The sequence below is a fragment of the Nitratiruptor sp. YY09-18 genome (genome assembly GCF_016593235.1).
Taxonomy (GTDB): Bacteria; Campylobacterota; Campylobacteria; order Campylobacterales; family Nitratiruptoraceae; genus Nitratiruptor.
Window position 1 is genome coordinate 1,196,987 of the sequence record NZ_AP023065.1, and the last position, 13,374, is coordinate 1,210,360.

Genomic DNA, 13,374 nt, shown 5'->3' on the forward strand with positions numbered 1-13,374 from the left:
GAGATGCAAGAAAATCTCAGCCGTTTCGATACACTTAAACTTGCTACGCAATACTGGCATGGAGATGAGACTACAACAAAACTCATCGTCGTGCTTTTTATTTTGGCTCTTATAATCTTTTTCATAGCTGGCTTTTATATGCAAAAACGCATGCGGGAGCGTAACCTCAAGCGCTACTTCGTGACATTTGCCAAAGAAAAAGAGCTCACAGATGAAGAGATAAAGATTTTGTGGGATTATTCACATAAAATGGAGCGAGACCCTATTTTGGTGCTTGAATTTAAAGCGCCTTTTGAAAAAGTTATCGATATCTATATCAAAGAAAATCCGAATGCAGATGAAAACATCATAAAAGATATGCGCCGCAAGCTCGACTTTGAGGTGCTTAGTCCCCATGTGCCACTTGTAACTACAAAAGATATAGAGATTTTTCAAAATGGGCGCATGATATTTGCTAATAACAAAAGCATTAATGTCGCGCTCTATGACAAAGATGAGAAGTTTATGTATTGGGTAGCAATCGATAATGATGTACCAGCAGATGTACATCCAGGCGAATATGTCAAAATCGTCTTCATTCGCAATGAAGACGGTATTTATACTATAGAAGTACCAATTGCTGAAATTCTAAGAGACAACGGTAAAACTCTCATCAAGCTCCCACATACCTTCGATCTTCATAGAGTACAGCGAAGAGAATCTCCACGGGTAAAAGTCAACAAGCCAGCAAAAATGATCATTGAAGAGACCCCTATTGATGTGACAATTATAGATATAAGTACTGGCGGAGCGAAAATCTGTACTAACGACAAAAATGATGTTCTCAAAAAGATTAAATATGGAGAGGAGGCTATACTGGAATTTAAGCTAGATAATAGATTTTATAGTCTCAAAGCAAAAGTCTTAGAGATTGATAGAAGGCCAAAGAGCACATGCTTGAGATTTTTATTTGATGGTGTTCCAGAAGATATAAAAGATGAGCTATTGGAATTTGTACAAAAAGAGCAACTCAAGCTTGCTCACATAAAAAGGAAACAATGAAAATCAAAAGCCTCAAGCTCGCTATCAAGCAAAAAAAGTTCAAAATGGATGCATTAGGAGCGCAGATCACTGCCCTCCTGCACGAAATAGATGAAAAAGAGCAGCTGCTACAAGCAAACAAAGATAAAAGAGAAAAGATCGCCCATAGTAATGTCACTCGGGTTTTTGATATAGAAAATGCATTGCTCGTGTTAGAAGAGCTAAAAAGAAAAGATGATACAATTTTACAAGAAATTGAAGCATTAGAAGAAAAGATTGTGAATTTGCGCAAAGAGCTTGCACAGCTTCTTGGTGAGAAGCAAGCTCTAGAAAAACTTATATCTAAAATCAATAATGAAAATGCATCGCAGCAAACTGCACAGGAGAATGAATTAGCCAATGAGAACTTTTTACGCAAAAATACTCCTCATATTATCTCTTAGCTCTTTGCTTTTCGCAAATGTCCAAAAAAAAGAGCTGCAAAAAGAGCTCCAACGGCTCGAAAAGCTCCATGCAATTATCAAGGAGAAGCTAGAGCAAAATAGACAAGTTTTGCAAAAGATTCAAGAAGAAAAAGCTGCTCTGCAAAAACTCAAAAAAGAGCTTGAGAATGAAAAAAAAGCTATAAATAACGAACGTTTCAAAAAACTTGCAAAAGATTTTGAGAACATGGATCCAGAATACGCAGGGGAAAAACTCTCTAAAATGCAAGATCCCCATATTGCAGCATATATTCTTTATAATATGAATTCGCGCAAAGCTGGTGAAGCACTCAACTTCGTCGAACCAGAGGCGCTCAATAAAATCACTAAAATTTTGATACACTTGCGCAACAATGACAAAAAATAGTCTTATCAAAAATTTGTTTTTCTTCCTCGTCTATATTACACTCAGCTCCCTTTTGGTCTACTATTTTTATGTAGACAAAAATAACAGGCTCCAAATTTATCTCGCGCAAAAGATCAACCAACTCTACGCTGAGTTTCGCGCCACCAAAAACACCTATGCGAAACTCTCTAGCCTTGCATATGATGAGATCACGAAAAATCCTCAATTTGTCGTATGGCTTGAAAACTATCCACAATACAAAAAGCAAATAGACACTTATATTGCGCCACACTTCTCCCTTCTCAAAAAATATTCCATAGCGCATCTGAGTATTTACGATCCTGCTGGTAATGTTATTGTCAGTATGCATAAAAGAGCCAAAAAGACGAAGAAGAGTATTTTTGAAAGGGATGAGCAAAATAGTGAGCTTATCATAAAGTTCAAGCGCCCTATATATGCCAACAACCGCCTCATCGCCCTTTTTGAGTCAGCTGTATCATACAATACAATTAAACAAGAACTCCAAAGACTCTTTGGAGCAGCATATGCATACATTGTCAAAGATAGCGTGATTGACAAGAGACTCATACATTATGGCAGCTATCTCTTTATCCAAAGCGATCTACATAAGAGATTTTTCTATGAAGAGCAGTCCCACAAATCTACAAACTCAAAGCAAAAGTGGCTCATCCATCAAATTAATAGTCTCATCAAAAACAAAGCAGCACCACTTTTGGATAAGCAACAAAGCTTTGCCACAATTGCGAAGATTGGGGAAAATTACTACGTAGTATCATTCCTTGCGATAAAAGTCAATGATGCCCTAAGCTACCTCATCTCATACAAAAAAGATACAAACATCAAAACATTTGATACAATTTTTTGGCAAAATGTGATCTTAAGTAATATTGTCTTACTCATTGCCCTTCTCTTTATCTACTATTTCATCCATATCAAGCAGAAGTTTGAAACACTTGCAATTACAGATAAACTGACAGGTCTTTACAACCGCAATAAGTTCTATAAAACGGCACAGCAAGAGATCAACCGTGCCACAAGACACCAAAGACCACTCTCACTCATTATATTCGACATCGATAACTTTAAAAAGATCAACGACACCTACGGCCACGATGTAGGGGATTACGTGCTCAAAACCATAGCAAAACTTGTACACAAGAATATTCGCAAATATGATTATGCTTTTCGGTGGGGTGGTGAAGAGTTTATCATCCTCTCACCAGAGACTTCTGCAAAAGAGGCTATGAAACTAGCTGAAAAAATTCGCAATCTTATCGCTCAGTATAGATTTGATAAGGTGGGAAAAGTAACAATTAGTCTGGGGGTAGCTGAATTTGACAAAGAGAGTGATAAGCATATAGATGCAGTGATCAAAAGAGCAGACAGTGCATTGTATCTATCCAAAAAAGATGGAAAAAATCGCACAACTTTAGCCGTTTAGGCCGCGCTTTTTGTAGATTTTCGCAAAGATTTTTGCAATTGCTTGGTAGAGGTTTTCAGGGACATAGTCACCAATCTCACACGATTGATACAAAGCTCTGGCTAGTGGTGGATTTTCCTCGATTGGAATTCCGTGTGCTTTTGCCTCCTCTTTGATACGCAACGCCACAAAATCTACCCCTTTAGCTACGACCTTCGGTGCTTGCATTGCGCCTCTTTTGTATGCAAGAGCTACTGCAAAGTGCTCTGGGTTTGTGATAACTACATCAGCCTTTGCTACTTCAGCCATCATTCTTGTAAGACTCATCTCCCGCATCTTTTTGCGTATTGCAGATTTGATCTGTGGGTTACCCTCATAGAGCTTTTGCTCCTCTTTTATCTCTTGCTTGCTCATTTTGATGCTCTCTTCAAACTCATACTTGCGGAAAAAAAAGTCGATAACTGCCACAGGAATCGAAAGCAGTGCAAATCCCAAAACCATAACAAGGGTATATTTGATTAAAATATAGGAATCACTGTAGAGTGGCGTGGCACTAAAACGAAAAACATCTTCCAAAAGATATGTTACGAGATAGTAAGAAACTGCTGTTGCTACAAGGAGTTTGAGAAGATTTTTGAACAGTTCAAAAAGGACTTTGAGTGAAAAGAGTCGCTTGAGTCCGGAGATGGGATTGATCTTTTCTAGTTTTGGCATAAGAGGCTTCCAAGTGATATGAAAACCAACTTGTACTACATTTGCAGCAACTCCAATCACAAGAAGCGTAAGAAAAATAGGAGCGAGTAAAATTGCCAAATCATACACTATCTCTTTGACTATCAGATAATTATTCTCCGGAATATTTGCAAGAGGATTGCTAAAAAAATGGACAAAGAGCGTATAGAGTTTCTTGAATGCAAAAGGGATATAGAATAAAAAGAGCAAGAAAACCGACACCAAAGAGGCGCTGATGGCTATATCCATGCTTTTAGCCACTTGCCCCTCTTCGCGAGCCTTCTCACGTCTTCGGGGGGTGGCCTTTTCGGTCTTGTCTGGCTCTTTTGCCATATCAGTTTCCTATATGCTTGATAAAATACAGTATATCTGCATTGAGATTTTGCAGATAGCTTACTCCTAAGTATACAATAATAGAAGCTCCAGCAGCGAGCGCTGCAATACCTACAAATATCTGCAAAGGCAAACCAACTATAAAGACATTGATTTGCGGAATGAGTCTATTCACAAGAGCTAAAGCCACATTGATAAGATATAAAATAAGAGCAAAAGGAAACGCAAGCTTGAAAGCTAAAGTAAATATTGTGATGGAGTTTTGTATAACATAGTGCCAAAAACCTGAATGGAGATGCTGCATAGTTAACGGGTAGTGTTCGAAACTGGCAAAAAGCGTAGCTACAAAATACTCATATGCCCCACTTACAAAAAAGATCATATAAAAAAGCATGATAAAAAACTTGCTAAGCACAGAAACCTGTCCATATGTTGGATCGAAGATATTGACGACAGTAATTCCCATAAAATAGCTTATAATTTCTGCAGCATAGCTAAAAGCAGATATGAAAAAGTTTGCAAGAAGCCCAAGTGCAAATCCCACTAACAGCTCTTTAAAGATCAAAAATATAAAATCCCACACTCCAAGATTTTGCAACTGTAGGTGAATATCGAGATTTTGGACAGCAAAAAAAGCCAAAGAGACTACAAGCAAGATTTTAACATTGCGTGGAAGCATAGCAGTATTGATAAATGGAAAAGCCATTAGTACTGCGATAACACGAGTGAAAACAAGAGCAAGCGCAACAGCTTGATCTGGTGTGATAATCGGTGTCATCGAATGAGTGTAACTAATGCATCAAATATTGAGTGAAAATAGTCAATCAAAGTCACATACATCCACGATCCAAAAATGATGAGCGCTGCTACTGTGGCGACAATTTTTGGAATGAATGTGAGCGTCATCTCCTGGATCTGCGTGGCTGCTTGGAATATACTAACTAGCATTCCCACACCAAATGCAACCGCTAAGACAGGTGCACCTACCAAAAGTGCAATTTTGAGCATCTGTTCAGTAAGAGTAATAACCTGATCAAGATTCATTTGTAACTCACTATAAGTGCTTTAATTAACAGTTCCCATCCATCAGATAGTATAAAGAGAATAAGCTTAAATGGAAGTGAAATCATCATCGGCGGTATCATCATCATACCCATCGACATCAATATACTGGCTACTAACATATCGATGACCAAAAAAGGCAAAAAGACCACAAATGTCACTTCGAAGGCTATCTTTATCTCGCTTACCATAAATGCAGGGATAAGAGTCGAGAGTGAAATATCTTCGTAATTTTTGGGCTTTTCTTTGGCAATATCCAAAAAGAGCTTAATATCTTTTTTTTCTGTATTGTTGATCAGGAACTTTTTTAGCGGTTTGACCGCCCTCTCCACTGCTTCCATATCATTAATCTGCTTATTGATATATGGCTGAATAGCTTGGGTATTTATCTGATTGAATACTGGCTGCATGATAAAAAATGTAATGAAGAGTGAGAGTGCTATGATGACCTGATTGGGAGGAGATTGGGGGATACCTAAAGCATGGCGCAAGAGTGATAGAACAATCACAATACGTGTAAAAGAAGTGATAGAGATTAAAATGGCAGGGGCAAGACTAAGTATAGTTATAAGAAATAAGATTTTGAGCGTAACATCAAGATCTTTGAGCTGTTCTAGGGTCTGGTCTAAAACGCCAGTGGCAGCAAAAAGTGGAAAAGGGAGTATGAGTAAAAAAAGAAGAAGTTTTTTAGGCATCTTTCCACTCTTTTATTAGCTTCATCCCTTGTTCATCATGCGCTATGAGCATAGTTGTATCTTTTACTTTTATGAGATAGAGAAACCTATTTTTCCCTAAAACTTTTGTCTCCAAAACCTCAATCTCTTTGCCACCAGATTTGAACTTTGGCTGAAAGTTGGAAACATAATAATAGATCGCATAGAGTATTATAACAAGAAGAGTGAAAGAGGCTAAAAATTTGATAATTTCATAATTATCTAGCAAGATCGATGATCCTCACTCCATATTTTTCATTGGCTATAACCATCTCTCCGATTGCAAAAGGTTTATTGTTGAGTTGCACATCTATATACTCATCGATATTTTTTTCTAATTCAATTACATCGCCCTCTTTTAAAGACAAAATCTCTACGAGAAGCTTTTTGACTCTTCCAATTTCAATATTAAATCGTAGATTTACATCTTTTAAAAAATCGATCTGTGGATTTTGAGGATTTTTCATCATGGTTAAGCCGTTTGTATTACAAAATCTGTAAAGTATATATTTTTTACGCCACCAATTGGAAGTATCGCATTGACTCTTTTTAAAATCTGCTCTTTAAGCTCCTCTATACCTTCTGCAGTTCTGAGCTCTTTTGATGACTTGGTAAAAAGGAGGGTCGTGATGGCATCTTTGACTTGGGGGAGACGTTTTTCTAGCTCAGCTTTGATCTTCTCATCTTGCACATCCAATACTATAGTGACTTTAAGATAGCGATCAGCATCTTTATCTTGGAGGTTGACAATGAAGGTACCTACATCAAATTGCACACCAAGATCTTCAACATTTTTGATCTCTTCGACAACTTTTTCAGCCTTTTTCTCTTTTTGTTTCTCCTCTTTTTGCTTATCGAGAACCAAAAATTTGTAGGCTGCTCCCCCACCTGCTCCAATAATTACAAGAAGCAGAACAAGAATGATGATAAGCTTTTTCTTACCACCTTTCTTCTCCTCTTGCTGCTCATTTGTTTCTTCAGCCATCAGACGCCTTTAAAGTTTTATCGTTTTATATCCATCGTGGTCTGTAAGATCTGATCTGAAGTGGTGATTGTTTTTGCACTTGCTTGATAGGCTCTTTGTGCTGTGATGAGGTTGATAAACTCTTTTGAGATATCGACGTTACTCATCTCAAGCATCCCACTTCTGATCTTACTGATAACACCACCTGGTACTATTATCGGCGTAAATGTTTTTTGATTAGGCAGGTAGAGATTATCCCCTTTTCTAATAAGAATCTCTTTGTCTTTGAATGTGGCAACTCCTAAGCGTGCAATATCTTTGACCTGGCCATTGGTATATGAGCCTTTAACAACACCATCTTCAGAAACAGAGATGTTCATCAAATCACCCTTACCATAGCCATCTTGTTGTGAGTAGAAGATGAAGTCAGAGGCAACTTGACGTATATGATTAAAGTCAATATCAATCTTCATTGGGGAACTTGCTCCAGTTGTTACTGGATATGAAGCACTAAGCGTATTTCCAGATGTCAAGTTTCCATTAGTATCAAATGTTAAACTATTTTTATTATCAGTATTATCGTTATCAATAAATGAATGCACATCCCAGTTATTAGCACTTGTTTTTACAAAATAGAAATAGAGAGTATGCTGATTTCCTAAGCTATCATATACCGGCATTGTGTTGACGTAGTTATAACTAGAAGAATCATTACGTGAAAAAGTAGTATTCGCAGGAACAGGTACACTTGAATCAAGATTTGTAGGCTCTTCAAAAGAGACTTTTGACGTAGTTTTAGGTGCAAGTGAACTTGGAATATTGACATTTCCCAGCGCACCTGCCATATTGCCATGCTCATCAAGAGCCCATCCTTGAAGCTTATATCCTGATTGATTGATGATATCACCATTAGCATCAAGTCTGAAGTTTCCATCGCGTGTGTAGTATACAAGATCAGCTACACTAGGGCTTCTCACCATAAAAAATCCCTCACCATCAAGTGCCATAGAGAGAGGCTCGTTCGTGTTTTTGAATGAACCTTGAGTAAAATCTTTTGAAGTAGAGCCTACATAGACACCTCCACCTATCTCCATATTCTTTGGTGCACCGCCAGAAGAATAGGTAGTCAGTGAGCTTGAAACCAAATCATCGAAATTTACTCGTTCTTGTTTGTATCCAGTGGTGTTAACATTAGCAATATTATCTGAAATGACTGAGAGCCACTGTTTGTTTGAATTAAGTCCTGTATTGCCTGTATAGAATGATTGTAGCATGATTAAACTCCTATTGTAATTATCTTATTGAGCTCTATTGAGCCTTTTGCAAATTTGGCTAAAATATTTGCACTATCTTTTTCAATACCTTCGATAAGAGCAGTTGAAACAACCTTCGCATGTATATTTTGTGAACCATCATGTGCTACTACACTCACTTTATAGTAACCATCTTTAATATCTTCATTTTCAAGAGCAAATTTATAGGATTTGTTTGCTTGGAGATTATGAAAAGTAGCAGAATCAACTATATTATTTTCATCATCATAGATATAGACTGTAGCGTCTGTCGCATCTTTTGGTAATGAAAAAGATACTTCACTCTTGCCATCTTCTACATACGTCATATCACCTTCGTAACTGACTTTCTTACCAATCATATTTGTTGCATTGAGAAAGAGTGCATCTGTTCCGCTCAGTTTATTGACTGAATCTTCGAAGTTTTTCATCACTTCTAATTCGCGTAGTTTTACCGTATTATCGATAAACTTTGAGATATCTTGCGCTTCGAAAGGGTCTTGAAACTGGAATGAAGCAAGTAAAACTTTGAGGAAACCTTCTTGATCGATTTGTGAATTATCGTAAGAAGAGTCGTAAACTTTAATTTCTTTCCCTCCATATGCCTTGAGGGTATCTATGGCACCTGTTTGCATAGTTTTTCCTTGGAGCCTTACATTATGGTATTCACGATTGTAACCGAAAAAAAATTAATTAAACTTTAAAATTAATAAATTTTAATAATTTTCTATCATTTTTATGAGATTTTCTAACTCTTTAAAGCTTTCTGTAAGATTTTTCTTGACATTGATAGGCTGTTTGAGGAAGTTTTCTATATCTTGAATATGGTCTATTGCTCTATCAAGCTGCACAGATGAACCCTTTTTGTAAAGACCCATATGTATCATATCCTCTGCTTCAGTGTAAGATGCTAGAAGTGAGATAAATTTGCTCTGGAGTACTAGCTTTTCTTCATCTACGAGTTGCGGTGTAAGGCGGCTGATACTTTTGAGGACATCAACTGCTGGAAAAATCCTCTTTTGGGCTATTTTTTTCGATAAGACAATATGCCCATCCAAAAAGCCTACAGCTGCATCGGCCACAGGATCAGTTGATACTTCATCACCTTCTACTAATACTGTATAGATTCCTGTAATACTCCCTTTGTTTTGGAATGTTCCAGCTTGTTCGATGATTTTTGGTAGCAGTGAAAAAACTGAAGGTGTATAGCCCTTGGATGTGGGCGGCTCTCCAATAGCTAGCCCAATTTCTCTTTGTGCCATTGCAAGACGAGTAAGAGAGTCAACAAGAAAAAGAACATTTCTGTTTTTATTAGAAAAGTAATTGGCTATTGCTATCGCTACATACACTGCCCGAAGCTTTGCCAAAGGGGTTTGGTCACTTGTAGCTGTTACGACTACAGATTTTTGCAAACCCTCTTGAGTAAGATTGTCTTCTATGAACTCTCTTACCTCTCTCCCCCGCTCTCCAATAAGCGCTATAACATTTACATCTGCTTCGGTATAACGCGATATCATACCAAGAAGCGTACTCTTCCCTACTCCAGCACCTGCAAAGATACCGATTCTTTGCCCTTTTCCTATTGTAAGAAGTGAATTAATTGAGCGTATTCCGATATCAAGCGGCTCACTTATGCGGCCTCTTTGCATAGGATTGATTGGGTTGTTATGGAGATAGTATTTGTTTTCATAGCGCAGATACTCTTTATTAAGAGGATTACCAAATGGATCAATGACAGTACCTAAAAGCTCTTCACCTACTCCTATATTGACCGGCTCAAGTGCTGCTTCGACAAAACTTCCAACCTTGACGCCTCTTGTATCATCATAAGCCATAAGAAGTGTTTTGCCATCTTTAAATCCTACCACTTCTGTCTCAAGACCACTCTCAAGATAGCATGAATCTCCAATGGAGACATTTGGCAAATATGCTTCAATTATAGGTCCGCTTACACCGACAATACGACCCTTTGTGATAAATTTAGGTAAGTTTTTTAATCTCTCTTTTAATTTCATCTTTTATAACGCCAATTTTTTCTTTTATTCTATTCTCTATTTTAAAGTCGTGAAATTCAATAACAAATTCGTTGTCTTTGAGCTCATCATCCTGTTTGATTTCAACATTTTGGAAGCGCTTTTTGATAGGTTTATAAAGCCCTTTTGATACGCTTATGGAAAGTGGCATAAAGTTGTGGAAATCTTCAAGTAGTTTAGCAATAGCACTTTGGACTGTAGGAGTATTTGACTCATCAATAAACAAAAACTCTAAAATCTCCTCGGTACTATCAAGAACAATATCAGAAAATTTCATCAAGAAGTTGTTGTATTTTTCTTCATACTCTTTTTCAAATCCTAGATACTTCTCTTGCAATTGCGCTAATTCTTTCTCTTTTTGCTCTTGCATGCTCTTTTGAAACTCTTGGAGTTTTTGCTCAAACTCTTTTTTGAGACTATTTGATGCATCTTCAAAGCCTTGATCATAACTCTCTTTAGAGACTTTATTGAGCAGCTCTTTATACTCTTGTTCAAGTTGCAAGATCTTCTCTTGATAGTATCTCTCTACCTCTTGTGCGCTTTTATGATCAATGTTTTTATCATCTTTTTTAGGATCTGGTTCATGAAATACTGAAAAGTCATCTAGATCTAATCTCATTTGCCCTCTTCTTTTATCCATTTACTGATGACATCTGCAACGAGTTCTGGACTCTCTTGCGCTATCTCAATAATACGCTGATATGCTGGCTCTTGCTCAATTGAAAATGATTGCTGCTCTTGCTCATGATACTTCGCAGCTGCTTGCGCAGCTCTGTGCATCGCTTCACCATCTTGGCCTTGCAGTTGTGCTAGCTGGGCCTCTTCAAGTGCTGCTCTTTTCGCGCGCTTCGCTTTCATTATCATAAAAATAATAAGCCCAAGGAGAATGAGAGAGAGCAGTGCAATTGCCCCAAGCAAGAGGAGGTTTTTTTGTAAGAAACTACTAGCTCCCATACTCTCTTGCTCCATACTCCCTTGCTCACTCTCAAACGGCACACTCACTACTGTCACCTCATCGCCACGCTTTGGATCATAGCCAATGGCACTTTTGATAAGTTGCTCATATGTTTTGAGCTCCTCTTTGCTGCGAGGTATATATTTTGTAGTGATGCTATTGTTTTTGTCTACTTGTTTAATGTATTTACCATCGATTAATACACCTACACTTATACGCTTGATCTTAAAAATATTCTGTTTTGTTACGATATAGGATTTTGAAACATCATAATTTGTTGTTGTATCTTTTTTACTTTTATCTTGCAAGAGTGATTGATTGTTTGTTTTGATAGTTGCTGGCACATTTGTAGGAGTTCCTGGAGCACCAGCTTGTTGTTTTGCATAACCTTTGTTCTTTTCTTGGATCTTACGCTCACTTATGACAGCTACTTGGTCTGGATTGACGAGTTCATCTTTTTTGTTCACACTTGCTGCTTCTACATCTACACTTGCACGCACTACTACCTTTTGAGGACCTAGTGCGCGAGCAAGCATCGACTGCACGCTCTTTTCTATCTCATGCTTGAGCCTACGCTTGATTTTGACGAGATCTCCTGCCTCTTCATTATCCTTTTGGGCAACAAGATCAGATAAGACTCGGCCTTTATTATCAACGACAGTGACATTTTGAGGTTTGAGTTTTGGCACTGCATGAGAAACTAAGAAAATTATTGCTTTGACCTGCTCTTTGCTCAGATCCTTTCCGGGCCAGAGTGAGACAATCACACTCGCTTTGGCTTCATCCTCTTCTCTAGCAAATATAGAGTCTTGCGGCAAAGCGATATTGACTTTTGCATCTTTTATCGCATCGATCTTTTTAATAGTACGAACCAGCTCACCTTCAATAGCACGGATATAGTTGATATTCTCTTGGAAGTGGGTAGTACCCATTTTGGGCTCATTGAATATCTCAAATCCCACAGTTTTCGATGATGGCAAGCCTTTTGCCGCAAGTTTGAGCCTGATATCATAAATCTTGTCTTTTGGCACAAGTATAATCGATCCGTCACCTTCAATTTTATATGGGATCTTCTCCTCTTGCAAAACAGTGAGAATCTGCCCTGCATCATCGGGACTGAGATGTGAATAGAGTACTCCATAGTTTTGTGAAGCGATATTGCGCATCAAAAGTGCACTAAGAAGCAAAATTATTGCAAGAAGCGCCAACCCCAAAAAGAGATTTTTTAAAAAGTTCTCACTCTTAGCAAAGTTTTTAATTTTTTCTTGAATTTTGTTTAGATCTAGCGCCAACTACTCACCTTATACCTGTATTCTCATGATCTCTTGATAGGCTTCGAGAGCTTTGTTACGCACTTCAGTAAGTAGTCGCAAGGAGATGTCAGATTTTTCTATTGTAGTCATAAGCTCAACCATATTCTCTACATCGCCTTTGAGAATCTGCTCTTGAGCTTTACTAGCAGCTTTCAAGTCACTATTCACATCTGCTATAAATTCACCCAAAATCTCTCCAAAATCGCTTTGGTTCTGCTTTTGCTGAATATTTTGTAAATTATTGGCTGCAACTGCTGAGATATTTTCTATTTTCATCTCTTACACCTTTATTATTTCTAAACTCTTTAAAAGCATATCTTTATGTGTATTAAAAGCGGTAAGATTTGCCTCATAGGTTCGCATAGCAGAGATCATATCTACCATCTCTCGCATTGGATCGATGTTTGGTAGTTTTACATAACCATTTTTATCAGCGAGGGGATTTTGCGGATCAAATTTGAGCTTGTATGGACTTTGATCTTCGATAACTTCTTTGATAGCTACTTTAGAAAGTGGGACTCCATTTTGACTATCAAGAATCTGCTCAAAGACTGGAATCTTTCTTCTATATGGATTTCCGTTGTCATCTACTGCATCGATATTTGCTAAGTTGCTAGAAATTATATCCATGCGGTACTTTTGGACTGAGAGTCCTGTCTGTGCAACCTCTAAGCCTTTAAAAATCATC

General features: G+C 37.7%; 18 protein-coding genes. 4 read left to right on the forward strand and 14 right to left on the reverse strand.

Translation table 11 applies throughout. The annotated features are described in order from the left end of the window. Window positions 1–3 precede the first annotated feature (3 nt). From JG734_RS06425 to JG734_RS06440, 4 genes are read left to right on the forward strand one after another with little or no spacing between them, the layout of a single operon-like run. Window positions 4–1,041, forward strand: a complete 1,038-nt coding sequence (locus JG734_RS06425) for a flagellar brake protein (RefSeq protein WP_201332468.1) — start codon at window positions 4–6, stop codon at window positions 1,039–1,041. Further along, window positions 1,038–1,463: a hypothetical protein gene (locus JG734_RS06430; RefSeq protein WP_201332469.1), complete on the forward strand. Its 426-nt coding sequence runs from the start codon at window positions 1,038–1,040 to the stop codon at window positions 1,461–1,463. The genes JG734_RS06425 and JG734_RS06430 overlap by 4 nt, the downstream gene beginning before the upstream one ends. Next, window positions 1,420–1,869: a MotE family protein gene (locus tag JG734_RS06435; protein ID WP_201332470.1), complete on the forward strand. Its 450-nt coding sequence runs from the start codon at window positions 1,420–1,422 to the stop codon at window positions 1,867–1,869. Before JG734_RS06430 ends, JG734_RS06435 begins: the two co-directional genes overlap by 44 nt. Further along, window positions 1,856–3,310, forward strand: coding sequence for a GGDEF domain-containing protein (locus JG734_RS06440; protein WP_201332471.1), 1,455 nt, complete (start codon window positions 1,856–1,858; stop codon window positions 3,308–3,310). Before JG734_RS06435 ends, JG734_RS06440 begins: the two co-directional genes overlap by 14 nt. Here the strand turns inward: JG734_RS06440 and flhB are convergent. From flhB to flgC, 14 genes are all read right to left on the reverse strand, one after another. Continuing rightward, window positions 3,299–4,354 carry a flagellar biosynthesis protein FlhB gene (gene flhB, locus JG734_RS06445; RefSeq protein ID WP_201332472.1) on the reverse strand — a complete coding sequence of 352 codons (1,056 nt, stop codon included), beginning with the start codon at window positions 4,352–4,354 and terminating at the stop codon, window positions 3,299–3,301. The genes JG734_RS06440 and flhB overlap by 12 nt on opposite strands. Window position 4,355: 1 nt before the next feature. Beyond that, window positions 4,356–5,132 carry a flagellar biosynthetic protein FliR gene (locus tag JG734_RS06450; protein WP_201332473.1) on the reverse strand — a complete coding sequence of 259 codons (777 nt, stop codon included), beginning with the start codon at window positions 5,130–5,132 and terminating at the stop codon, window positions 4,356–4,358. Then, complete coding sequence (gene fliQ, locus JG734_RS06455) at window positions 5,129–5,398, reverse strand: flagellar biosynthesis protein FliQ (RefSeq protein ID WP_201332474.1); 270 nt, start codon at window positions 5,396–5,398, stop codon at window positions 5,129–5,131. The genes JG734_RS06450 and fliQ overlap by 4 nt, the downstream gene beginning before the upstream one ends. After that, entirely contained in the window at window positions 5,395–6,111 is a 717-nt protein-coding gene (fliP, locus tag JG734_RS06460; protein WP_201332475.1) for a flagellar type III secretion system pore protein FliP, read from the reverse strand. The genes fliQ and fliP overlap by 4 nt, the downstream gene beginning before the upstream one ends. After that, on the reverse strand, window positions 6,104–6,358 hold the full coding sequence (locus tag JG734_RS06465) for a flagellar biosynthetic protein FliO (protein ID WP_201332476.1): 255 nt from the start codon (window positions 6,356–6,358) through the stop codon (window positions 6,104–6,106). Before JG734_RS06465 ends, fliP begins: the two co-directional genes overlap by 8 nt. Beyond that, entirely contained in the window at window positions 6,348–6,599 is a 252-nt protein-coding gene (locus JG734_RS06470) for a FliM/FliN family flagellar motor switch protein (RefSeq protein ID WP_236586819.1), read from the reverse strand. Before JG734_RS06470 ends, JG734_RS06465 begins: the two co-directional genes overlap by 11 nt. Before the next feature lie 2 nt (window positions 6,600–6,601). Continuing rightward, on the reverse strand, window positions 6,602–7,114 hold the full coding sequence (gene fliL / locus JG734_RS06475; protein ID WP_201332477.1) for a flagellar basal body-associated protein FliL: 513 nt from the start codon (window positions 7,112–7,114) through the stop codon (window positions 6,602–6,604). Window positions 7,115–7,131: 17 nt separating this feature from the next. Next, window positions 7,132–8,367: a flagellar hook protein FlgE gene (locus JG734_RS06480; RefSeq protein WP_201332478.1), complete on the reverse strand. Its 1,236-nt coding sequence runs from the start codon at window positions 8,365–8,367 to the stop codon at window positions 7,132–7,134. 2 nt (window positions 8,368–8,369) lie between these two features. After that, a complete protein-coding gene (locus tag JG734_RS06485; RefSeq protein ID WP_201332479.1) occupies window positions 8,370–9,020 on the reverse strand; it encodes a flagellar hook assembly protein FlgD in 651 nt (216 codons plus the stop codon). 81 nt (window positions 9,021–9,101) lie between these two features. Continuing rightward, on the reverse strand, window positions 9,102–10,400 hold the full coding sequence (locus JG734_RS06490; protein WP_201332480.1) for a FliI/YscN family ATPase: 1,299 nt from the start codon (window positions 10,398–10,400) through the stop codon (window positions 9,102–9,104). Further along, window positions 10,366–11,037, reverse strand: a complete 672-nt coding sequence (locus JG734_RS06495) for a hypothetical protein (protein ID WP_201332481.1) — start codon at window positions 11,035–11,037, stop codon at window positions 10,366–10,368. Before JG734_RS06495 ends, JG734_RS06490 begins: the two co-directional genes overlap by 35 nt. Continuing rightward, window positions 11,034–12,665: a flagellar basal-body MS-ring/collar protein FliF gene (fliF, locus tag JG734_RS06500; protein ID WP_201332482.1), complete on the reverse strand. Its 1,632-nt coding sequence runs from the start codon at window positions 12,663–12,665 to the stop codon at window positions 11,034–11,036. The genes JG734_RS06495 and fliF overlap by 4 nt, the downstream gene beginning before the upstream one ends. A gap of 9 nt (window positions 12,666–12,674) precedes the next feature. Then, window positions 12,675–12,962 carry a flagellar hook-basal body complex protein FliE gene (gene fliE, locus JG734_RS06505; RefSeq protein ID WP_201332483.1) on the reverse strand — a complete coding sequence of 96 codons (288 nt, stop codon included), beginning with the start codon at window positions 12,960–12,962 and terminating at the stop codon, window positions 12,675–12,677. Between the two features lie 3 nt (window positions 12,963–12,965). Next, window positions 12,966–13,373 (reverse strand): flagellar basal body rod protein FlgC, encoded by a 408-nt coding sequence (gene flgC, locus JG734_RS06510; protein ID WP_201332484.1) that lies wholly within the window; start codon window positions 13,371–13,373, stop codon window positions 12,966–12,968. Window position 13,374 lies beyond the last annotated feature (1 nt).